At 46.2% G+C, this 22,161-nt stretch carries 22 protein-coding genes; 15 read left to right on the forward strand and 7 right to left on the reverse strand.

What is annotated here, in order from left to right; translation table 11 throughout:
* The first annotated feature begins 300 nt into the window (after positions 1-300).
* Entirely contained in the window at positions 301-1,611 is a 1,311-nt protein-coding gene (locus tag H6F98_RS10480; RefSeq protein ID WP_192218629.1) for an NF041680 family putative transposase, read from the forward strand.
* 195 nt (positions 1,612-1,806) lie between these two features.
* Positions 1,807-2,595, forward strand: coding sequence for a Uma2 family endonuclease (locus H6F98_RS10485; protein ID WP_192218630.1), 789 nt, complete (start codon positions 1,807-1,809; stop codon positions 2,593-2,595).
* 107 nt (positions 2,596-2,702) lie between these two features.
* On the opposite strand, the gene H6F98_RS10490 is transcribed toward H6F98_RS10485, so the two are convergent.
* Positions 2,703-4,379 carry an abortive infection protein gene (locus tag H6F98_RS10490; protein WP_192218631.1) on the reverse strand — a complete coding sequence of 559 codons (1,677 nt, stop codon included), beginning with the start codon at positions 4,377-4,379 and terminating at the stop codon, positions 2,703-2,705.
* Positions 4,380-4,595: 216 nt separating this feature from the next.
* Here H6F98_RS10490 and H6F98_RS10495 point away from each other — a divergent pair, with 216 nt between their 5' ends.
* Both H6F98_RS10495 and H6F98_RS10500 read left to right on the forward strand, forming a co-directional pair.
* The gene (locus H6F98_RS10495; RefSeq protein WP_192218632.1) at positions 4,596-4,739 is read left to right on the forward strand and encodes a hypothetical protein; all 144 of its coding nucleotides are present in this window, start codon (positions 4,596-4,598) and stop codon (positions 4,737-4,739) included.
* A gap of 77 nt (positions 4,740-4,816) precedes the next feature.
* Positions 4,817-6,292: a DUF697 domain-containing protein gene (locus H6F98_RS10500; RefSeq protein ID WP_396811376.1), complete on the forward strand. Its 1,476-nt coding sequence runs from the start codon at positions 4,817-4,819 to the stop codon at positions 6,290-6,292.
* Positions 6,293-6,385: 93 nt separating this feature from the next.
* Here H6F98_RS10500 and H6F98_RS10505 read toward each other — a convergent pair whose 3' ends face one another.
* Positions 6,386-8,365, reverse strand: coding sequence for an AAA-like domain-containing protein (locus H6F98_RS10505; RefSeq protein ID WP_192218634.1), 1,980 nt, complete (start codon positions 8,363-8,365; stop codon positions 6,386-6,388).
* A 595-nt stretch (positions 8,366-8,960) separates the two neighbouring features.
* On the opposite strand from H6F98_RS10505, the gene H6F98_RS10510 reads away from it, so the two are divergent.
* Positions 8,961-9,791 (forward strand): Npun_R2479 family HD domain-containing metalloprotein, encoded by an 831-nt coding sequence (locus tag H6F98_RS10510; protein ID WP_192218635.1) that lies wholly within the window; start codon positions 8,961-8,963, stop codon positions 9,789-9,791.
* Between the two features lie 73 nt (positions 9,792-9,864).
* Here the strand turns inward: H6F98_RS10510 and H6F98_RS10515 are convergent, their stop codons facing one another.
* Both H6F98_RS10515 and H6F98_RS10520 read right to left on the reverse strand, forming a co-directional pair.
* Complete coding sequence (locus H6F98_RS10515) at positions 9,865-9,984, reverse strand: photosystem II protein Y (RefSeq protein ID WP_192218636.1); 120 nt, start codon at positions 9,982-9,984, stop codon at positions 9,865-9,867.
* A gap of 109 nt (positions 9,985-10,093) precedes the next feature.
* Positions 10,094-10,648, reverse strand: a complete 555-nt coding sequence (locus H6F98_RS10520; RefSeq protein WP_192218637.1) for a gamma carbonic anhydrase family protein — start codon at positions 10,646-10,648, stop codon at positions 10,094-10,096.
* A gap of 220 nt (positions 10,649-10,868) precedes the next feature.
* On the opposite strand from H6F98_RS10520, the gene H6F98_RS10525 reads away from it, so the two are divergent.
* The 6 genes from H6F98_RS10525 (at position 10,869) to map (ending at position 16,548) form a co-directional block, all read left to right on the forward strand.
* Positions 10,869-11,378, forward strand: coding sequence for a TIGR02652 family protein (locus tag H6F98_RS10525; RefSeq protein WP_192218638.1), 510 nt, complete (start codon positions 10,869-10,871; stop codon positions 11,376-11,378).
* Positions 11,379-11,460: 82 nt separating this feature from the next.
* The gene (locus tag H6F98_RS10530) at positions 11,461-11,901 is read left to right on the forward strand and encodes a VOC family protein (protein WP_192218639.1); all 441 of its coding nucleotides are present in this window, start codon (positions 11,461-11,463) and stop codon (positions 11,899-11,901) included.
* A 138-nt stretch (positions 11,902-12,039) separates the two neighbouring features.
* Positions 12,040-14,844, forward strand: a complete 2,805-nt coding sequence (locus H6F98_RS10535; RefSeq protein WP_192218640.1) for a pitrilysin family protein — start codon at positions 12,040-12,042, stop codon at positions 14,842-14,844.
* Between the two features lie 132 nt (positions 14,845-14,976).
* Positions 14,977-15,366 (forward strand): hypothetical protein, encoded by a 390-nt coding sequence (locus H6F98_RS10540; RefSeq protein WP_396811383.1) that lies wholly within the window; start codon positions 14,977-14,979, stop codon positions 15,364-15,366.
* Positions 15,357-15,449 (forward strand): sulfocyanin-like copper-binding protein, encoded by a 93-nt coding sequence (locus H6F98_RS34590; RefSeq protein WP_396811386.1) that lies wholly within the window; start codon positions 15,357-15,359, stop codon positions 15,447-15,449. Before H6F98_RS10540 ends, H6F98_RS34590 begins: the two co-directional genes overlap by 10 nt.
* A 271-nt stretch (positions 15,450-15,720) precedes the next feature.
* Complete coding sequence (map, locus tag H6F98_RS10545) at positions 15,721-16,548, forward strand: type I methionyl aminopeptidase (RefSeq protein WP_192218641.1); 828 nt, start codon at positions 15,721-15,723, stop codon at positions 16,546-16,548.
* A 188-nt stretch (positions 16,549-16,736) separates the two neighbouring features.
* Here the strand turns inward: map and H6F98_RS10550 are convergent, their stop codons facing one another.
* The 3 genes from H6F98_RS10550 to H6F98_RS10560 are packed head-to-tail and all read right to left on the reverse strand — an operon-like array spanning position 16,737 to position 17,940.
* A complete protein-coding gene (locus H6F98_RS10550; protein ID WP_192218642.1) occupies positions 16,737-17,273 on the reverse strand; it encodes a hypothetical protein in 537 nt (178 codons plus the stop codon).
* Positions 17,274-17,276: 3 nt separating this feature from the next.
* Complete coding sequence (locus H6F98_RS10555) at positions 17,277-17,624, reverse strand: PadR family transcriptional regulator (RefSeq protein WP_192218643.1); 348 nt, start codon at positions 17,622-17,624, stop codon at positions 17,277-17,279.
* Positions 17,625-17,649: 25 nt separating this feature from the next.
* Positions 17,650-17,940, reverse strand: a complete 291-nt coding sequence (locus tag H6F98_RS10560) for a hypothetical protein (protein WP_192218644.1) — start codon at positions 17,938-17,940, stop codon at positions 17,650-17,652.
* On the opposite strand from H6F98_RS10560, the gene thrC reads away from it, so the two are divergent.
* The 4 genes from thrC (at position 17,939) to acsF (ending at position 22,112) form a co-directional block, all read left to right on the forward strand.
* Complete coding sequence (gene thrC / locus H6F98_RS10565; protein ID WP_192218645.1) at positions 17,939-19,243, forward strand: threonine synthase; 1,305 nt, start codon at positions 17,939-17,941, stop codon at positions 19,241-19,243. The two genes, H6F98_RS10560 and thrC, sit on opposite strands and share 2 nt — an antisense overlap.
* Positions 19,244-19,374: 131 nt before the next feature.
* Positions 19,375-19,650, forward strand: a complete 276-nt coding sequence (locus H6F98_RS10570; RefSeq protein ID WP_192218646.1) for a MoaD/ThiS family protein — start codon at positions 19,375-19,377, stop codon at positions 19,648-19,650.
* A gap of 434 nt (positions 19,651-20,084) precedes the next feature.
* Positions 20,085-20,834 carry a DUF2996 domain-containing protein gene (locus H6F98_RS10575; RefSeq protein WP_192218647.1) on the forward strand — a complete coding sequence of 250 codons (750 nt, stop codon included), beginning with the start codon at positions 20,085-20,087 and terminating at the stop codon, positions 20,832-20,834.
* 201 nt (positions 20,835-21,035) lie between these two features.
* Positions 21,036-22,112, forward strand: a complete 1,077-nt coding sequence (gene acsF / locus H6F98_RS10580) for a magnesium-protoporphyrin IX monomethyl ester (oxidative) cyclase (RefSeq protein ID WP_192218648.1) — start codon at positions 21,036-21,038, stop codon at positions 22,110-22,112.
* The last annotated feature ends 49 nt before the right edge of the window (positions 22,113-22,161 follow it).

Here is a 22,161-nt window from a genome sequence, read left to right on the forward strand (position 1 = left end):
TATCAAAAGCTATAGTTCTATTCATGAAGGAAAACAAAAGCTTATTGAGTTGTCGGCTTGAATAACTCATCAATCCTTCTGTGGGTCTTCCATTAATTATTCAGCAAACCCTAGCTATTGTACTTTAGACTAACGCGCTCTACTCAGCTACGCTGAGAGAGCGCAAGCATAGGAGCGTAGGCTCAAGACGGGAAGGAAGCGCTTAAGACAAAGAAGTTGAGAACCAAGGGCAGTCTGCAATAGAAACAGACGCCCCAGGGCGGAAGATGAGACAAGCACAACCAAATCTCAACAACCGCTATGCCAACTTTTGACCAACTGAGAGCTTTTCGTCAAGCGGCATACGAGCGCCTAGGCAAAGCCCGTGATGCAACATTTGAACTAACAGATGCCGTCCTACTGACTCGCAACGCTTACTCACTGGCAGACTTATCGCTGTGTCCAGTATTTAGACGCAAGTGGCCCAGCATTTATGAAGCATTGCAAGATAGCCGACCGCAGCGGCAAAAATTGATGAAGCTGTATATTGAGCAGATACCTGCATCTGTGCGTCCCATCCTTGCTGGTGATCATACCATCTGGCCACGACCGGAGGCAGTGACACTGCAAGAGCGTACCATTGAGCATTGCTGCACAGCGGTGCCAGGGAATCGTCCGATTGGGATCGGTCAGGGTTACAGTACGATTGCTTGGATACCAGAAGAGTCAGGTAGTTGGGCTTTACCCCTGAGGCATGAGAGGATTACCAGTTGGCAAACCCCCCTCGAAAAAGCGGCTGGGCAGTTAAGACAAGTGTGCTGTGTATTACCAGTACGACCGATCTCGTTGTGGGATTGTGAGTATGGCTGTGCTCCGTTCGTGCTAAAAACCGCTGACATTCCAGCCGATAAGTTGATGCGCCTACGCTCTAATCTTTGTCTGTGGACAGCACCGCCCCCCTATGGTGGCAAAGGTCGTCCTCGTAAGCATGGGCAGAAATTCAAGCTCAATGACTCCTCAACTTGGAGGGAAGCGGATGAACAGTTAGAAGTGGATGACCCAAAGCTAGGACTCCTGAGAATCTGCCTGTGGTCAAACTTACATTTCCGAGGTGCGGCTTCACACCCGATGCAAGTGTTGCGAGTTGAACGTATCGAGCCGCGACGAACAGGACATCTTGCCAAACCCTTGTGGCTAGCTTGGATTGGAGAGAAGATGCCGCCTCTGGGTCAACTGTGGCAGCTCTACTTACGCCGCTTTGGTGTTGACCACTGGTATCGTTTCGCTAAGCAACGTCTTCACTGGACTCTTCCTAAACTGAGTACTCCCAAACAGTGTGAGCGGTGGAGTGACTTAATGCCTCTAATGAGCTGGGAATTGTGGTTAGCGCGTGATATTGTCACAGATAATCCCTTACCTTGGCATAAGCCAATCGACAAACTCACTCCCGGACGGGTCGCTCAAGCCTTTGCTGGAGTTTTAGCCGCGATTGATACACCAGCTCAAGCTCCTAAACAACGCGGAAAATCTCCCGGCTGGCCTCCAGGTCAGGCACGGCAGCCCAGAACCCGCTATCCTCTAGTCAAAAAAGGCTCAAATCGAGTCAAAAAACGCCGAAACAAGTCGTCTTAATGCCCTAAATCCTTCTCTTTTTACTTAGCATTGCTCAAGAACACTGTCCTTGAGCTAATTTGTCATCAATTTCTACTCCGAAATGTCACTGCAAGTGCGTTTCGCTCTACTCAGCGTAGCTGAGTCAGAGCGCCTTAGTCTAAATACCAATAGCTAATTAGACGATAATAAATTGTCGGGTTCTGATTGCTGCTCATGACTCAACAACTTCTCAATACAGAAGAAAATTCGGAAGAAATCGTCACCGAGCTTGACATTAGCCACCTTGTCATCGAGGACGATACCCCTGTGGATAATTTTCAATCTGCTCAACAGCAACGGTTACTGATAGATGCCCCTTGCAGTTCCAGAGCCATTCCATTGCCATTCGTCGCTGAAGCAAATGTGGGACTGTTCTACAAGTTGAAGGGCGATCCAATTGTTCCTGATGTTCTGCTCAGTTTAGGGGTGCAACGCGCCGAGGATTTATCTCAGAGGCGAAATCGCTCCTATTTCGTTTGGGAGTTTGGCAAAGTCCCCGATGTCTGCATTGAGATCGTGTCGAATCAGGAAGGCGATGAGTTAACCCTGAGCCAGAAATCGCAACAAAAGGGCAAGGAAGTTTGCAAGAAAGACATTTATGCTCAGATTGGTGTCCCTTACTATGTGGTGTTCGATCCACTGCGGCAGATTCAGGGTGAGCGTGAGATGAATCGGGCGCTGCTGCGAGTCTGGACGCTGACATCAGGACGGTATGTGGAACACACACCAGTCGAGGGAATTGCCGAAGTGGGGCAGTCTGTTTGGTTGGAAACCGTTGGATTGGGGCTAACGCTGTGGGCAGGGCAGTTTGAAGAGGCCGTGAGTCGGCTGTGGTTGCGCTGGTGCGATCGCGACGGACAAGTCATTCCCACGGGTGCAGAACGCGCAGATGCCGAACGGCTACGTGCCGATCGACTAGCCCAGAAGCTACGGGAACTGGGTATCAATCCTGATGAAGTTTAAGTCTGACCTTGCAAGGATTAGCAGCCGACTTTTTCGATGAAGCAAACGTTACTCACTCTCGTCTAGCTGTTGTACCCAATGAGAGGGGACACCAACACTATAAAATCTCAATGAACGCGATGACCGAATAATGCAGTAGGGGCAAGCGGCTCAATATCTGGGTCGAATCCACCAACCTGATTCGTGCGGATTAACCACATAGACGCTCCATTCTTGAGAAAAGTTGTGGCAATTTCATCGTGTGCTCGTCGTGGCAGTACCGTTCGCCAAGTCGTCAATGCCGCCAAGAAATTACTTGCAGAGCTTGTTTCTGATTGAGTTCCTGCAAGGAGTTGAGCATTTTTGTGCCAATCAGAGCGCACAATCCCCAGTGGCACCAGTTGACGCTCTAGCGATCGCCCTAACTCCACCAACTTCCCAAAGCGCCGAGTTTGAGAGTGATCGGGATAACGCTGGAGCCAAGCTTGAATATCTGGGTTAGTCTGGATTGCCGCTTCAATCCGCTTAATAGATGCATATAGTGCCTGATTAGCATCCTGGACACAAGAGGTAGCTGGTTTCACGACGGCAACACCTGTACCATCTCCAATCCGGTAACGCGCCATCATGATATCCATCTGGCGGGTAAATTCTTTTAGAGGTGACACTATGATGCCGTCAAAGTTGTAATCTTCGGTCACCGCATCCAGTTTGATTAGAATATCCGAAACCGGACGATTACCCAACCAACCCCGTTGCAAATCGCCCATGTAACTTGGCCAGGAGATTGTCCCAGAAACAATACCATCCGGGTTATGGGCATACACTTGTTGATATTCAATGTCAAAGCGTAATTCTTGGGTCAAGGGTTCCCGCACGACACTAGCTAGTCCATAGGCAAAATGACCTGTGACTACACCAAGGGAAGCCGATTCTGCTTTTTTCCCACCAATGCCCCCAAAAGTATGCAGGACAATTGCTTGGTCTCCCTCTCGCCATTGAGATAGCGCTTGCTTGCTTTGTTTCGTAGTTGGGTCGAGAAGAACGGTTTTCGCTTTGCCCTTTTGTGCCTGGGTGCCTCGCCAGTATTTTTTGTTAATGTAGTTAACTGCCGCTTTTCTTCCCAAGCGTACTTCATCGGGCTGGAGTTGTAATAGGGCGCGAGGTGCGATCGCTTGTGTCACAAAAATGCCATCGGCATCTTTAGCGCCATAGATATACCAGCCACTTGAGTTAAAAGGTGATTTTTCTAAACCTTGGTTTTTAGAGCGGAATACTCCACGCCGATCTGCTGGAACTTGCGGAATTCGAATCATCTCTTCGGAACCATCAAATTGCTTTGAATTTGGGTTAAAGTGACGCACTAAAAATGTATCAGAACTCTTAATCTGCGGCTCAGTAATCGTCACTAAGCCGTAATAACGACCTGTAATTTGGATCGGTTCGTTTTTCAGGAGCAATGTTGGGCGATCGCTGCCTGTTTCCTCTACAACAGTTGGTGCTTTCAGCATTACCATCACATTATCATCAGGTCTTGCTCCAGCTAGTGACTCTAAGGGGTCAACTTGCAGCCAATTATTTAAGCGATCGGGATGCAAGTTTCCTTGGTTTTTACTTTCTTGCGTTTGTTGGGTGAAGCGAACATCTTGGGTGACCGCCTGCACATAATCTTGCACCTCTGCATCATTGCTCCACCTCAAGTTCACTATCGTTCCTACTAAATTCTGATGGACAGCATCCGCATGATGAACTTCAAAGAGAACACCATTAACCGTTTGGCGTTGCTCTTTTGTTGGTAAAATCAATCGTCCCGTCCATGTTCCTACTGGTTGATAGTGACGAGATGAAATCGATTGATTTAGAGGATAATAACTAGACTGATTAAAAGGTGCTTGACTATAAATTTTATAGTTGGTTGAATGCCTCTCTCCAGCAACTTGTAAGAATTGATAGTAGAGAAAAGCGCCTGAACCTAAAATGACTAGGCTCAGACCCAGAAAACAATAAAAAAGCAATTTATAGTGTCTTCTTCGCTTGAGCAATGGTGTATCCGTTATGTCTCAATACTATTATCAATGCCTGAGAGAGAGTATGGCATCACAAATGCTGGCGCTTGGGATGGTGGATTCCACACTCTTGATACAAGCCGCTTAGCCCAACAGTGACTAGCATGAGAATAGTAGTCATATAGTATTGACGGCAAAGCAAGCTTTCAAAGTGGCCAATGGCAGGAGGTACAATTTTGACAGATTCATTACCAGAACCTGACTTCCTGGATTCTCTTGCTTCAGATCAGGAGTTGGACAGGGCGATCTTGAGTGTTGAAGAGATTCAGGCGGAACTGAACTACAAGCAGGCACAAGACGCACTACGGGACTTGGTGACGAATCTCGACTTGACACCCAAAGAGCAAGCGGGTTTAGAGTCCCAAATCAATGATTTAACCAACCTACTGGACAAACTGGAACATTCTTGTATCCAGATTGCGGCTTTTGGTATGGTGGGACGTGGCAAATCCTCGGTACTCAATGCCTTATTGGGTCAACCTGTGTTTGAAACGGGGGCTTTGCATGGTGTCACCCGTGATAGTCATAACGCTAACTGGCAGTTGACGCAAGAAACGGTGGGAGACACAAATCAGGAGATCCTGCGAGTCGCACTACCGAGTATTGGCGATTCCCAAGTTCAGCTTATTGATACGCCAGGAATTGATGAAGTAGAGGGTGAAACTCGTGAAGCGTTAGCGATCGCAGTCGCAAAACAGGCAGACTTGCTTCTGTTTATCATCGCAGGTGATATGACTAAGGTGGAATACGAGGCGCTTTCTAAACTGCGGGAAAGTGGCAAACCGATGTTGTTGGTGTTCAACAAAATCGACCAGTATCCCGATGCAGATCGACAGGCAATCTACTGCAAAATTCGAGATGAGCGGGTGCGTCAGTTGCTTTCACCAGAGGAGATTGTCATGGTGGCAGCTTCGCCATTAGTGGCGGTTGCGACTCGACGTGCTGATGGTACTGTTGGGGTACAGCGTCGTCCAGGCACACCACAGATTCAGGATTTGAAGCTGAAAATCTTAGAGATTTTGCATCGAGAAGGAAAGTCGTTGATTGCCCTCAACACGATGCTGTATGCGGGTGATCTGAATGAGCAACTCGTCAAACGGAAAATGACGATTCGGGAGGAGAGTGCCAATCAGATTATTTGGAAAGCGGTAATGACGAAGGCAGTTGCGATCGCACTCAATCCTGTTACCGTCCTTGACATTCTCACCGCTACTGTAATTGATGTGGTGATGATTCTCACCTTATCCAAACTCTACGGCATTTCTATGACCCAGCAGGGTGCGATCGGGTTGCTGCAAAAAATCGCGCTTAGTATGGGTGGGATTGGCGCAAGTGAACTTTTGGCAACGCTTGGATTGGGTTCCCTTAAAGGTTTGTTGGGTCTTTCGGTACCAGCAACGGGGGGGGTATCCTTAGCGCCTTATCTGTCTGTAGCAGTAACTCAGGCAGGTGTTGCGGGTGTCTCTACTTATGCCATAGGACAAGTTACGAAGTTTTATTTGGCAAATGGGGCATCTTGGGGGCCAGATAGTCCAAAAACTATTGTGAGTCGTATTCTCTCTTCTCTGGATGAAACTTCAATTCTCAATCGCATCAAGGGAGAATTGGAGGCGAAACTGGGTAGGCAGCGATTGGATTTGAAAACGCGGTAGTAGCAGTGAGTTGAGTGAAAGCGATCGCATTTGATTACCTTGTGCATTAAAAGCCTAACCCCCAGCCCCCAAGCTGGGTTTTTCTACAAATGATTACTTTTCGCTGTTGTGAGAGTGACATTCGTATGAGGTTGTAGTTATGCCCTCGCTTTCGCCCTCCAAAGAGCGATCGCGAAAATACTGACGATATAAGTCAAAACGAGGCGTGACATAGTTGCCCTGCAACTGAACCAAACCCATACTGTGTAACTTAAAAGCTTGTACTGACTCTAATTCCACAGGTTCGCTAGTAGTCACTACCTTCGCAAAGGCAGCCGCTAACTTTGGATGCTGTTGAAGAGTCCATAAGTGCCTACGCAGATGATCTCCATAGAGTCCCGCTTCTGTAGGGGCAACTTGCAACAACTGTTCAAGCGTAATCTGCCCAGTCGCCATGTGATAAAGAGCAACTCGCACCAGATAGGGATGTCCGCCGACGATGGACATAAGTTGCTCAATCTGAGCCGTATTCCACGTTAAACCATGCCTCTGGGTTAAATCCTTTACTTGCTCACTAGTAAATTCCGGCAACTCAATTGGCAACCCTACATTGAAGGGCGACTGATTAACATTAAGTGGAATATAAACCTCTGTTGAATGTACCACCACCAATCGAAATTTTTCCCATAAGCCACTATCTTGGTCACCATAGCCAGCGTTTTCGTACCAAGCACGCAACAGACCAAAAAAATCATCAGCAATTTTGGGATACTGGAAAACGCGATCGACTTCATCTAAGCCCAACACCAATGGCTGCTCGCTTTCCGACAATAGACAATCTTCAAAGTAAATCGTGCAGTTATCTTTGCTGCCATAAGTATCAGTCCAATACTCATCAACTTGGTAGCGTAACCGCAGCTTCCGAGTAATCCTGGCGCAGAACCACTGCAAAAGTTCATTCAGATTGGTGAAAACGGCAGCATCAGCGTGTTGAAAGCTTAGAGGAACAGTGCGATAGCCTAGCTCTTTTGCCTGATAGAGAATCCTCGCCATCAAGGACGTTTTGCCCATCTGCCTCGGTGCTTTAATCCGGATTAGTGCGCCAGGTTGTGAAATCTCTTTGTAGCACTGAGCTTCAAACGGAACTCGCTCCACATAAAACGCAGATGCTAGACGCACTTGACCACTCGGCAACTCCGGTTCTGCAACAGGTAAGGGAGTGGGAAGTGGAGAGTAGGAAGTGGGGGAGAAGATTTCACTGTTACCTGGTTCATCGGTATTTGTCGAAGTTATAAGTTCTTCATTACTGCCAATGTCCTCTCGATTCCTCAACAAAAGGTTTAAAACATCTTGCACAATTGTTGGTGTGTCAGCCGCTGATGTCCACTCACGCTGCTTAATCCCTTGGAGGTAGCTGCGTAGGTCGTGGTTCAATGGGGCATTAAGAGGACAATTTACTCGGATGGGCAGCACAACAGGTTTATTTGTTCGGCGAGAATCACGCAACTCCTTAGCTCGCCGTAACTCCTCAAGCACCATTTCACTCACGGCAGCTTGTGGAGATAGTAGTAGTAAGAAGTAGTCGCACTCTTCAAATGCTGAATCACTCTGAGACAGCCAATCTTTCCCCAGTTGAGAACGTTCTGAAGACATTGCTCCGACATTAGCGATATAAGCTTGGTTTCCCGAAGCGTTGATGGCATTACATAAGTGTGCGGCGAGACTAAGTTCTGGCTCATGCGATCGGTGTGAAATGAAAACTCTCTTTGTCGCAACCTCTACTCTTTCTTCTGGTGAGTCAGTTAACTGAGATGGTGATTCTCCTAACTGAGACTGCTGTTGCTTCAAAGCTCGCTCTAATGCCCCTCGGAAATTTTTTTTAGTGACTTTTTCTCCCAAGACCATTGAGAGCTTTTTCCATAACTTATAACCAACATCTTTTTCTACGTACTCAGGATTAAGTGGGTACATTTTTTCGTAAGTCTGACCTTGCCATGACCCTAAAAATATTTCTCGCTCAAGGTCATTTAGATGCTTTGCTGTTTGAGAATAAATTAATTTGTCTGCAAACTCTAATGCTTCTTCAACATTCATAGTTTGTTTAAAATCTCTAAAAAATGACATAACTTATCTATGAACATAATCGACAAAATAGTGATGAAAATCTTCTAGAGAAATATTTTACATCAACAACATATTATGTTTATTTCTGTCAAATAAGTGATGACGGTAACAATGAAGAGATAACTCTTTAGCTGTGGACGGAGGCAAGAAGTAAGACACCTGGAGTTAATCATAAGCTGTATCTTTTCAAGCGCTAAGCTACGCTCAATCATCTCTTAATAACCTTTAGGCTCTGGGATAGGAAATAGCAACATTGCTCTTATTGTAATTCTCGCCTAGTAAAACAAGTAGATACTCATTAAATTCATGAGCTTTACTGAGGTTTTATGAGTTTGTTTGTCTTCAGATAATTTGTCAAGCCTTCGTAGACAAAACAGCTTAAATAGGATATGTAAAAACTATGAGTTTTTCTGGTTGCCTTTATTGTTTTTTTGACACACACTAATGATAGTTAATTTAAGTTGGTTTTCGTTGAGGCGAACGACTTGAATAACGAGGAGTTTAGACAGATGTCTTCATTAATTTAATTCACCTACTTAGTTTAAATTTTTCAGAGGTTAGCAAGATGTTTAATCTTACAGAGGTGATAATTAATAACTGTGTTAAGCGCCTGCAAGCTGGATATCGCCAAACGTTCGGCAGCTTCAGATCAGAATATGCTGATATTCTTGGTTGGGCAGGAAATATGGCTTTGGAAGTTATTGCCAACAGCGACGCTCTCTATCACGACGTAGAACACACTATCTTAGTAACTTTAGTAGGACAGGAAGTTCTGCGGGGTAAGTACCTCCGCGAAGGAAGCGTCTCCTGCGAAGACTGGTTAAACCTAATCATTTCTTGGCTGTGCCACGACATTGGCTATGTCAAGGGGATCTGCCGTAGTGACAGTGAAGATGATCAGTTGTATGCAACGGGGCTAGACGATATGATGATCTCGTTGCCGTTTGGTTCAACCGACGCCAGCTTGGCTCCTTTTCACGTAGACCGAGCTAAACTTTTCATTGATGAGCGCTTTGGTACTCATTCACTGATTGATACAGAAGCGGTTAAGCGCAATATTGAACTAACTCGTTTTCCAGTACCAGCAGATAAAAAGTACTTGGAGACGGCTAATTATCCAGGTTTGGTAAGGGCGGCTGACTTAATTGGTCAACTGGCTGACCCACGCTACTTGCAAAAACTGCCTGCCTTGTTCTATGAGTTTGAAGAAACTGGCGTGAACAAGACGTTTGGTTACTCTTCTGGTGGTGATTTGCGTAAGAACTATCCAAACTTCTACTGGAACGTTGTCTCTGGTTACATCCAGCCAGCGTTACGCTACTTAGAGTTGACAGTTACCGGAAAGCAAATCATTGCAAGTCTCTACGCTAATGTGTTTCGGGTAGAACACGAATAACTAAAGCCAGCTAACTTTATTTGGTCATTGGTTAGCTGGCTTTTTGTCATTTGTACCTAGTGCCGTCTAGGACTTACCGATTGAGAAATCCTTGGACTTGTTTAAGCGCAGCAGCACCGATATTGAATAATGCCCAGCTAGCTGCCAAGATGACAGGAGACAAAACGGCTACTATACGCCAATCAAATTCCATGTTTTTATCCTCACTTAACGCTTGAAGTTTTTTGAACGTTTCTCATTTTTCTATTTTTAGGCAAATTGGTTCAGATGGCTACAGGATTTCTTTGTGTTTGGTACTTCAGTTAGTGGGGTGTCGTAAATCCCAAGTCAGTACTTCTTCCAGCGTGTACTAGTGCAAGCTTCTCATATCGCTTTGCATGTTCAATCAGTTCAGCTGCCTCGGTAGGTGAGACATCGCGTAATTGCTTAGCCGGAACGCCAACTACCAGTGATAAAGGCGGAACGTCTTTACTCACCACAGCACCAGCACCAACAATACTGCCTGAACCAACCCGGACACCATCTAGCACCACAGCACCAATCCCAATCAGGCTACCGCGTTCAATATGAGCTGAATGAACGACCGCACGATGACCTACGGTAACATAGTCTTCTAGAATCGTTGGCTTGCCAGGGTCTCCATGCAAAATTGCACCATCCTGAATATTTGTACACTTGCCGATCGCGATACGCTCAATATCTCCTCGCACAACGGCACCGTACCAAATACTAGCTCCAGCCGCTAGTAATACCTGACCAATGACTACAGCATTGGGGGCGATAAAGGCAGCTTGAGAAAGATCAGGGGGAGACCAGTAGGACGTAGTAGACGAGAAATGTGAGTTGAGATGATTCACGACTCAGGACTTGTTAAGACTTGAATTTAGTGTATGGCTTGAACTCTAGTGTCCAGTATGATTTAACTTTAGCAGTACCTTAAAGCTGAATTCCTAGGCTTTCAAGTTTTTATTTAGCCTTGTGTCCCAATCCGTAAAAAAGAGAAAGGTGTCCTCGGTGGCAATCTATAATAAAAACCAAAGGTACTAGCACACACGGTAGAGACGCCCATAGCACTTGATGATCAATTCTGGCTTGCAGTACCCGGTATTTGGTCCGGAGATTCAGTGTCCTCACTGTCGTCAGTCAATTCCGGCATTGACGTTGACTGATACTTATCTCTGTCCGCGTCATGGTGCCTTCGAGGCAGACCCAAAGACGGGTGAACTGATTCATTTACAATCTGGGCGTCATTGGCGTCAGTGGAAAGATGAGTGGTATCGACAGCACACGCATCCTGACGGAATTCGCTTTGAAATTCATGAAGCGCTAGATCGGCTCTATACTCAGGGCTATCGAGCAACGCGGGTAATCATTGCCAGTCGTTATCGAGAGTTAGTGAGTGCTTATTTGGAGCGGAGTACGCCTTGGCGCGGACAATCAGAACCAGCACGACCTCGACTTTATGGGTTACCCGTGGAATTTAGCCCGGAACCGGAACAAGACCCTTGCTGGGAAGTAATTAATTTCGATTTGGAAAAAGAACCAGGTGTCCCGGTGCGCTATCCTTATTTCCGACTGTTTGAGTAAGTAAGGTAACGCATTGTCCTAGGTTAGTAGTCTTTGATGTTGCTACTAACCTAGGACAACAGACAACGAGCAACTAACGCTAATGCACCACGCTTCGATTCGTACTGCGAATATTCATCGAGCGATCTCGTTCTACGAACAGTTAGGATTTACAATTTCAGAACGCTTTACCGCCGGGATTACCCTCGCCTGTTGGATGGAAGGACTCGGCGGCAGAATTGAACTTATCCAAATTCCTGAACCAAAACCTGCAGCAGATGCCTTTGGAGATGAGCATTACGTTGGGTACTACCATTTATCATTTGACCTTACAAGTGCGACAACTAACCTCCCAACGTGGTTAACCAGTCTACAAGAACGCTTTACCGAAGCATCACGCCGTAACCCTGACGAATTCCAACCCTTAAAAATTCTTCTAGAACCGACCCAACAGATGATTGGTTCCCAGGTTTACGAAGTCGCTTTCATTGCCGACACCGATGGTCTACCCTTAGAATTTATCCGCGTTCTTAGCCCGCAATAGTTTAAAATTTTTAATTTTGAGCTTGTAACTCAAATAGCTCGAACCGGAAAAATTAACTACCTATCAATCAAGGTGAAAACTTAACACTCAACCTTGATAAATCCTCAATTCTATTGACGATGTTGTTTAACTAAATTTATGTATTACGGCTCAACTTGGCGTCGTCGCGGCTTTCTAGTTTTGCTTTTTAGCCTCTGCTTGAGTGCTGTGTTATTTGCTACGAAAGCTTCTTCTACTCAGACAGACGTTTCTCAGTCCCCACCTCCAGCCACAAGCACTGAGGTCGCCCCCCTAGCACTTACTGAAAATGTACGAAAAACAGTACTAGACAATGGTCTAGTTGTCTTAACCAAGGAAGTACATACAGCACCAGTAGTCAGTGTACAGGTTTGGTATCGAATTGGGTCACGTAACGAAGCACAAGGCGTGAATGGAATTGCTCACCAACTCGAACATATGCTCTTCAAAGGCACCAAAGACCGTCCGATTCAATTTGGTCGCCTTTTTAGTGCCTTAGGCAGCGACTCCAACGCCTTTACCAGTTACGACAATACAGCTTACTTCGGAACAGTTGAGCGGGAAAAACTCTCAGCGCTGCTAGCTTTAGAAGCAGACCGGATGCAAAACTCCAACATCGAAGCGCAGCAACTCGAAAGTGAAAAGAATGTCGTGATTTCTGAGTTGCAAGGGTACGAAAACAGCCCCAGCTACCGACTTAGCCGCGCCGTAATGCGGGCTGCCTTTCCCAACCAAGCATACGGTTTACCTGTGGGTGGAACCAAGGCAGATGTGGAAAAGTTTACCGTTGAGCAGGTGCAGGATTACTACCGTAGGTTCTACAGCCCTGACAATGCCACATTAGTCATCGTAGGAGACTTTGAAACTGAACTGACTCTCTCACAAGTCAAAGAAACCTTTGGCAAAGTACCAAAAATCAGTAACTCCTCACAAGAGATTAGTAACAATCAACCAACAATCAACAACCAACAACCAACAATTAACAACCGAATTGTTCTGCGTGAAGAGGGTAGTGCTGCACTTCTAGAGCAAGTCTATCCGTTACCTGCAATTAACCATCCCGATGTGCCAGCGATAGACGTGATGGACTACATCCTGACTGAGGGGCGAAATTCCCGGCTTTATCAAGCTGTAGTGGAAACTGGTTTAGCGAGTGCTTTTTCCGGATATGCCGCTAACTTGATTGAATCAGGCTGGTATGAACTAGCCGCAACTGCTGCACCGGGTCAAGAACTTAGCAAAATTGAGCAAGTTTTCGCTTCAGAGATTGCAACGTTACAGGATAAAGGCGTTACCGAGGAAGAAGTAAGTCGGGCAAAACGCCAACTCTCTGCTGATGTGATCTTGGGGAACCGGGATATTACAAGCCAAGCACTGCAACTCGGTTCTGACCAATCAACAGGTGGAGATTATCGCTTTACAGACCGCTATTTAGCAGGTGTTCAGAACGTCACTCGTGATGATGTCCAGCGCGTTGCACAAACTTACCTCAAGAGCGAGAAGCGAACGGTCGGCTTTTTTGAGCCAACTCAGTTGGATGGTCAATCAGATATGGAGAGTGTAGGGGAAAGTCAAACCACTGAGAACTTCAATGCAGGACCACCAGTAGACCCGGTGGTTGTAGCGCAGTACCTGCCACCTATCGATTCATCGGCAACACCGTCTACTCAGGCGCTTCCAGAAGTGTTGCGTTTAGCGAATGGTCTGCAAGTCTTGCTTTTCCCTGACACCAGTACGCCGACTGTAACGCTAAGTGGCAGTATCCGAGGAGGTACAGAGTTTGACTCAATGGCTAAAGCTGGGTTGGCGGATCTGACAGCAAGCAATCTGATGAATGGAACGAAAACACGAGAGGCTTTGACGATTGCGAAAGCATTGGAGGAACGAGGTGCGAGTCTAGGCTTTGGTGCGTACCGAGAGGGTGTGGATATTGGCGGGTATAGCTTAGCCGCAGACTTACCTATCCTGATTCAGACCTTTGCTGATGTGGTTCAAAATGCTACCTTTCCAACAGACAAGCTGGAACTGACTCGTCAACAAACCTTAACGAGTCTCGCTGTTGAGTTGGATACGCCAGCGCAACTGGGACGACGGACTTTCCAGCAAGCCATTTATCCAGAGAATCATCCCTACCATGCTTTTCCAACGGCGGATAGCTTAAAAAGTATTACTCGTGACGATGTGGTGCGCTTTTATCAGACACATTACCGTCCTGATACAACTGTGCTGGCTTTGGTGGGAGATTTTAACCCGGCAAGTGTGCGATCGCTTTTGGAAACTCAGCTTTCTGGTTGGAAAGTCGGTGGTAAACCTCCTGTTGCGAACTATCCAAAGGTAGAACTGCCACAAAAAATTGTTCAACTAAACCCAGTGCTTCCTGGTAAAGTCCAATCAGTTACTTACCTGGGTTATCGAGGGATTGACCGAAAAGACCCACGTTACTATGCGGCGTTGGTACTCAATCAGATTCTGGGTGGTGATACCTTATCGAGTCGCTTGGGAACCGAAATACGCGATCGCCAAGGCTTGACTTACGGCATCTATAGCTACTTCCAGGCAGGAATGAATCCAGGCCCATTTTTAATTCAAATGCAAACCGCGCCGGAAGATGCCCAAAAAGCGATCGCTAGTACCATCTCTCTACTCAAAGAAATCCAACAAAAGGGTCTTACGAGTGCTGAAGTCAACACAGCTAAGCGCTCAATCACTAGCCAGTATCCGGTTGCCCTGGCTAACCCTGATGAGTTAGCCGAGACAATTTTGAGGAATCAAGTCTACGGTTTGGCACCGGAAGAACTACGCGAGTTTGTCAATCGAATTGAAGCCGTTACCTTAGAACAGGTCAATCAGACGGCGAAGGAATTGCTTCGTCCCGATAATCTGATCGTTGTCACTGCGGGGCCTGCTGTATCCGCAGCTAGGTAGAGCGATTCAATGAGACAGTAGGAGTAAGGAAAGTTTTCAAATGCCCTTGCTCCTCCTGTGAAGATAAGCATGGGAGGCAGAGGGAGAAAGAAAATATACAGTTGTTGAAAATATTGGATTGTGGATAGGGTGATGATGCCGTTTATTGTTTCTATTACTAAGTATTTACGCCACCAGTGGCTCCGTTGCTGTCTAGGGATAATGCTGGGGATAGTTTTTTACTTTGGCATCTTCTCTATACAAGCTGTTGCGGCTCCTCAGATCAATGAAGTTAGAGTATCACTGGGCAATAGCGATAACGAGTTAAAGTTTTTCCCCAGTAGTTTAGAGTTTGTGGCTGGTCAACGCTATAAACTTGTGCTGGATAACCCCAGTCCGCAAAAGCACTACTTCACGGCAAAAGACTTTGCAGATGGTATCTGGACTCAAAAAGTTGAAGCCGGAAAAGTAGAAATCAAAGGCGCAATTCATGAACTAGAACTGAAGCCCGGAGGCGAAGCTGAGTGGGTTTCGTGCCTCTAAAAACAGGGAATTACTCGTTGCGGTGTCCGATACCTGGACATACTGAAGCAGGCATGACTGGAGAAATTGTGATCGCTCCATAGTCTTTTCTAAGTTCCCACAGACTCAACCCGACAAAGCTGGGATCACTTAGAGCCTGAGCTTTACTGTTCTCTACCCCTCGAAATCAAGCAATGTTAAGCTAATGTAAAGTGTAAAATCACCTGATCTACTGATTCGGCATCGGCTCCTTCTCAAACAGTTTAGTGAAATAAGCTGGTCTAACATTTCTATGCTGTTGTGACCCCATTAAATGTAGTCGGGCTTAACACTTAACTGTTTGGATGCCAATATCTTAGCCATTTATTGATTCGCATGAACATTTTGACTAATCTGCTTTTCAAACCAACGGAACCGCCTCGTACTAAGAAAAAACGTCGCGGTGTTGAAATCAAGTCTGAGCGTGAAATCGAAATCATGCGGCAAGCGGCAAAGATTGTCGCAACGGTACTCAAAGAAATTTCTGAGATGGTTGAGCCGGGGATGACGACGGCTGACTTGGATGCCCATGCCGAAAAGCGCATTCGTGAGATGGATGCAACGCCTAGCTTTAAGGGTTATCATGGCTTCCCATCTTCTATCTGTTCCAGCGTCAACAACGAAGTTGTACATGGTATTCCTAGCGCCAAGAAAGTAATTCGAGCTGGGGATGTCGTAAAAGTTGATACGGGGGCGTACTACCAAGGATTTCACGGTGACTCTTGCATTACGATCGCGGTTGGTCAGGTGACACCTGATGCAGCTAAGTTAATCCGTGTGGCAGAAGAAGCACTTTATAAAGGGATTGAACAAGTTAAAGAAGGAGCTTACTTGCTCGATCTTGCTGGTGCGATTGAAGACCATGTAAAAGCCAATGGTTTTAGTGTCGTTGAAGACTTTACAGGTCACGGTGTTGGACGAAACCTGCACGAAGAACCTCATGTCTTCAACTTCCGTACTCGCGAGATGGCGAATGTCAAGCTTCGCGCTGGAATGACTTTAGCGATCGAGCCAATTGTAAATGCAGGTTCTAAGTTCACACGCATATTATCTGATCGCTGGACAGCAGTGACTGTTGATAATGCTTTGTCGGCTCAGTTTGAGCATACAGTGCTGGTAACTGCTGACGGCTATGAAATCTTAACTGACCGCACTCAGGTTTAGAGATTAGCCCTCAAGAAGGGGATGGCAAAGCTAACTGGAACAATATCTTCCTCGTCTACTACCAGCATCCAGTTCAGAAACCTCTGAGCAGACAAGGCAACACAGGGTTTGAGCGTCGTTAGTATGCGGTTATCGTTTGCCAGTGAGCTTTGCCGTTAAGCTGCACAACCTATAAAGGATGCCAATTTCTAGCGCAGCCTCCTTGCCGCAAGTACCAACCTCCTTAGCTTGATCAGAGTGACAGTGACACAGAGTGCAATTAACCGCCAGTAGGTTAGTAGAGTCACTTTCCAACGAGAAGAACCACTATCTAGCAACTGACGACGAACCAACAGAATGTCATGTAGCCAGTCTTGATACTCTTCCCACTCTTGAGAGGCTTTAGCACAAAGAGTTTGAGCAATCCAATCTGCCAACTTGACTTCGCCTGTAATTAGAAGGGAGGAATTCGCTTTTGTCCGTCGTTTGGCGATGATTTGGTGCTGCCAATAAGCAAGAAAAGTCGTCAAAAGGCTAAAGATGACTAGAACTAGACTCAGACTGAGAGCAACATTACTAGACATTCCTAGAGATAGGAGAGCGATCGCCAGTCCTCCGATTGCAATGTAGAGCGTGAATTCTAGCATTAGATAAGTGAAGGCTTTGGCAATCGTTTTGCCAAAACGCAGGATGAAACGTGCTATCCACAAAAATCGAGGAGTGCGTCGTTGAGAGGTTCGTCGCATTGTCTAAACCTCTCCCAATACAGGTTCCAATTGCTGTAATGCTTTGAGAAATTGTTGTTTTTTCTCCATGGCTTGCAAGCCAGAACCTGTGAGCTTGTAGTAGCGTCTGCGTGCACCAGTCGTTTCTTCCGGTGCTTCATCGCCCCAGCGAGAAGTCACAAATCCGCGCTTTTCCAGTTTTCGTAATGTTGGGTAGAGCGAACTGAAACCGATGCTTCGTTCACCGTTACTAGCTTGTGCGATCGCATACATAATCTCCAGCCCATAACGATCTCGAAACATCAGTGCATTGAGAATAGCTTCCTCAATCAAGGTCAAATCCAGAGTGTCGTCCTTGTTTCGATTTGGCATATCACACTTTATATATTTATCTTGATTAAATTATATATTCAGTTTTTGAATATAGCTTGCCAGAGTCATTTGCCATGACTGGCACCGAAAAAATGACAAGAAAAAACCCCCGAACCGTACAGCTTGGGGGGTGAATACAGGGTGCATCTACCATTCCTCTATACCTATAGAGGCGATAACTATCAGGACGAATTTCCGCCTTTAGGAAGAGCGATTTAAATTTATACCCGACAAAAAAAGTCGGGTATGTTTGACGGGTATTGTTGCCTGTGTTACTATCAATCGACCGTTGAAGGATGCAAAGAGATTGACTCATGACTCAGGCGACACAACCCCAGACAACAGCGACATCTGCCACATTTAAAGCTTTGACCTGCAAGGAGTGTGGCGCAGAGTATGAACTTAAGGCATTGCACGTTTGTGAGCTGTGTTTTGGACCCTTGGAAGTTAGCTATGATTACGACGCTCTCCGACGCCAGGTAACTCGCGAAAGTATCCAAGCAGGTCCACATTCAATTTGGCGCTATCGTCCCTTCTTACCTGTTGAGACAGATACCCCGATTGATGTCGGTACGGGAATGACACCGTTGGTGAAATCGAATCGCTTGGCGCGTCGCCTTGGTCTGAAAAATCTCTACATCAAAAATGACGCGGTTAATATGCCCACCCTGAGCTTCAAAGATCGGGTGGTGTCTGTTGCTCTCACTAGAGCGAAAGAGTTAGGCTTCACTACAGTTTCCTGTGCTAGCACTGGCAATTTGGCTAATTCTACCGCTGCGATCGCAGCTCATGCAGGTCTAGATTGCTGCGTCTTCATTCCCGCTGACTTGGAAGCTGGCAAAATCTTGGGCACGCTCATCTACAACCCCACAGTGATGGCAGTCCAAGGGAACTACGACCAAGTTAACCGTCTGTGTTGTGAGGTTGCTAATACCCACGGTTGGGGCTTCGTTAACATCAATTTGCGTCCCTACTACTCCGAAGGCTCAAAGACTTTAGGTTATGAAGTAGCTGAACAACTCGGCTGGAAGCTACCCGACCACATTGTTGCTCCAATTGCGTCTGGTTCTCAGTACACCAAAATCTACAAAGGCTTCCAAGAATTCATCAAAGTTGGTCTGGTTGAGGATAAAGCGGTTCGCTTTAGTGGGGCACAGGCAGAAGGTTGCTCCCCCATCGCTCAAGCCTTCCGGGAAAATCGAGACTTTGTAACACCTGTTAAGCCGAGTACAATTGCTAAGTCGATCGCGATCGGTAACCCAGCAGATGGCGTTTATGCTTTGGAAGTAGCGCGTAAAACTGGCGGTCATATTGAATCAGTTACTGATGCGGAAATCATTGAAGGCATGAAGCTGCTAGCAGAAACCGAAGGCATCTTCACCGAAACCGCAGGTGGCACGACAATCGCCGTACTGAAGAAGCTGGTAGAAGCAGGAAAAATTGACCCTGATGAAACCACAGTCGCTTACATCACTGGCAACGGATTGAAGACTCAAGAAGCTGTCCAAGGCTACATCGGCGAACCTCTAACAATTGAAGCGAAGCTAGAGAGTTTCGAGCGAGCATTAGAGCGTTCCCGCACTCTTGATCGCCTCGAATGGCAACAAGTCCTTGTATAGCTCCAAAGCTGTCAGCTATCAGCTTTTTAACAGAACACCGTAACTCACTCTTCAACGTTGTGAGTGAAAAACCTTCATTCCTCACGACTCCAACAACCAACAACTAACAACGAACAACCAACAACTAATCTATGGCTGTCAAAGTTCTGATTCCTACTGCTCTGCAAAAATTTACCAACGACCAAGCAACGATTGAGTGTGCCGCTAACAATGTTACTGAACTGCTCGACTCTCTAGAAACCAGTTGTCCTGGTATCAAAGGGCGACTGTGTGACGAACAAGGAAAACCACGACGTTTTTTGAACTTCTATGTGAATAGTGAAGATATTCGTTTTCTAGAAGGTACAGAGACAGCTCTTCAAGATGGAGATGAAGTAAGCATTGTACCAGCGGTTGCTGGTGGCTGAGCTAGTCTAATTTCTACTGTGAACCGAATTAAATAAATTAACTAAGAAGCGGTAGCGTTTCTTTCCTCTAGCTAGAGTAGTTAGGGAAAGGAGTGCTGCCGATTTTTGTTGCGTAAATTGGTAAAATTTCTCGGCTAATCATCATTTTTCTTATAAACGTCATTGGCTTTCTCTATAACAAGGGGATTAAGCGATCGCAAATTTAATTGTGCAATCTGACTTAACAGCAAAAGCTGGAAGGAAAATAGCCTTTTCCCTTTCTCCTAAAACCAGTTCATTAATAAGCTAGCTAACAGCTTCTCAACTAAACAGATTTACTTCTTTCGGAAGCTGGATACTCCCTTGGCAATCCTATGCAAAGATTAAAGATAAATATACAAACACCCAAAATTAAGCGCTCGCCCCAGACATAGAGATAAGGATTCACCAGAGCTATGGCAGAAAAGTCAAATCCCGATCCAAACACCAAAGACCCCACATCAGGTTCTCCTAATCCAGAGGCTGGAGAATCACGGACACCGGATGATTCTAAAGAACATGCTCCCAGTACCGATGAAGCAGTAGCAACCGATTTTCCCTCGGCTAATGCTCCTAGTCCTGAGGCGCTAAATCCAGACACTAATCCAAATGCTGCCGGAGAGAAGCCAACCACAGACACGGCAGTTGAGGATACAAATACTCAAACTGATGCTGATGTGCCTGCTGCCTCGGCTGAACAACAAGCAGAAGATAAACCAGCGGCAAAAAAGCCTGCGGCTAAAGCTGCTGGTGACAAGCCTGCGGCTAAAGCCAAAAAAGAGAAGGCACCTGCTGTTGAAGACAAACCCTTTCAGGAATTTATCGAACAAGACTATGTGCCAGCCTTGAAGAAAGCCTTTGCCAAAGAAGGCATTGAGGATGTAAAGGTGAATTTTGTCAAGGACAAAATCCAGATTGCTGGTTTAAGTCAAGGTGATGACTGCTGGCAAGTGGCGGGTTCCTGGAAAGATGGACAGCGCAAATTTAACGTTTATTTCCCTGACGAAGACATCAGCAAGCAGAAGGCTTTTTCCTGGGCAACCAATGGTGCAAAACCTAGTACGCTAGAGTCTTTCATGATTGATGAGCGCCGGGTAACGCTAGACCTGATTGTGTTTTACACGATGCAACGTCTAAACGCACAAAAGTGGCTGGCGAGAAATTAGAGGCTAGGGGCTGGGGACTAGGACTCTGAAGCAGAATTCAGATCTAAATCCTCATCCTCCATCCTCCAATAACAAACTACGATGTTGCAACTCTTAACGTTTTAATTGGGTTTCATACCCCTTCGCCTTGGTAGACTGAATTCCATCTAGCCAAACACAGCATTAGCACGACCCTCCAAGGCAAAACGATAAAAAAAGAAGATGGTAGATTCCCTCAAAAAACCGGGCTTTGATGAGCTGCGACCAGGTGTCAAAGTCCCAGCAAAGGAAACCCTGCTGACACCCCGGTTCTACACCACTGACTTCGATGAAATGGCGCGGATGGATCTCTCGCCCAACGAGGATGAGCTGCTGGCAATCCTAGAAGAGTTTCGCGCCGACTACAATCGCCACCACTTTGTCCGGGACGCGGAGTTTGAGCAGTCCTGGAACCACATTGATGGGGAAACCCGCCAAGTGTTTGTGGAGTTCTTAGAGCGTTCTTGCACAGCCGAGTTTTCTGGCTTCTTGCTCTACAAAGAACTGGGACGCCGCTTGAAGGATAAAAACCCACTGCTGGCAGAGTGCTTTAACTTGATGTCTCGCGATGAGGCACGTCATGCAGGATTCCTCAACAAGGCGATGTCAGACTTCAATCTGTCGTTGGATTTGGGATTCCTAACAAAGAGCCGCAAATATACCTTCTTTAAGCCGAAGTTTATCTTCTACGCCACCTATTTGTCTGAGAAGATTGGCTACTGGCGGTATATCACCATCTATCGGCACCTGGAAGCGCATCCTGAAGACCGGATTTATCCGATTTTCCGCTTCTTTGAAAACTGGTGTCAGGATGAAAACCGTCACGGTGACTTCTTCGATGCTCTGATGAGAGCGCAGCCTGATACTCTGAATGATTGGAAGGCAAAGCTGTGGTGTCGCTTCTTCCTGCTATCCGTCTTTGCGACCATGTACCTCAATGACATCCAACGCTCTGGATTTTATTCGAGTTTGGGATTGGATGCCCGTGAGTATGACATTCATGTGATCAAGAAGACGAACGAAACCGCAGGACGGGTGTTCCCAGTGATTCTGGATGTAGAGAAACCGGAGTTTTACGATCGCTTAGATGTTTGCATTCGCAATAATGAAAAACTGAGTGCGATCGCGTCTTCAAATACTCCCAAATTCCTGCAATTGTTCCAGAAGCTTCCCCTATATCTCTCCAGTGGTTGGCAGTTGCTAAAACTGTACTTTATGAAGCCCATTGACATGACTGCTCAACAAAGCCTTGTCCGTTAAAGTTTGCTCCGCTAACTTGTGATGTCTGCGGTTCTACAAGAGTGTAGAA

The organism is Microcoleus sp. FACHB-SPT15 (assembly GCF_014849525.1).
GTDB classification, from domain to species: domain Bacteria; phylum Cyanobacteriota; class Cyanobacteriia; order Cyanobacteriales; family Coleofasciculaceae; genus Symplocastrum; species Symplocastrum torsivum.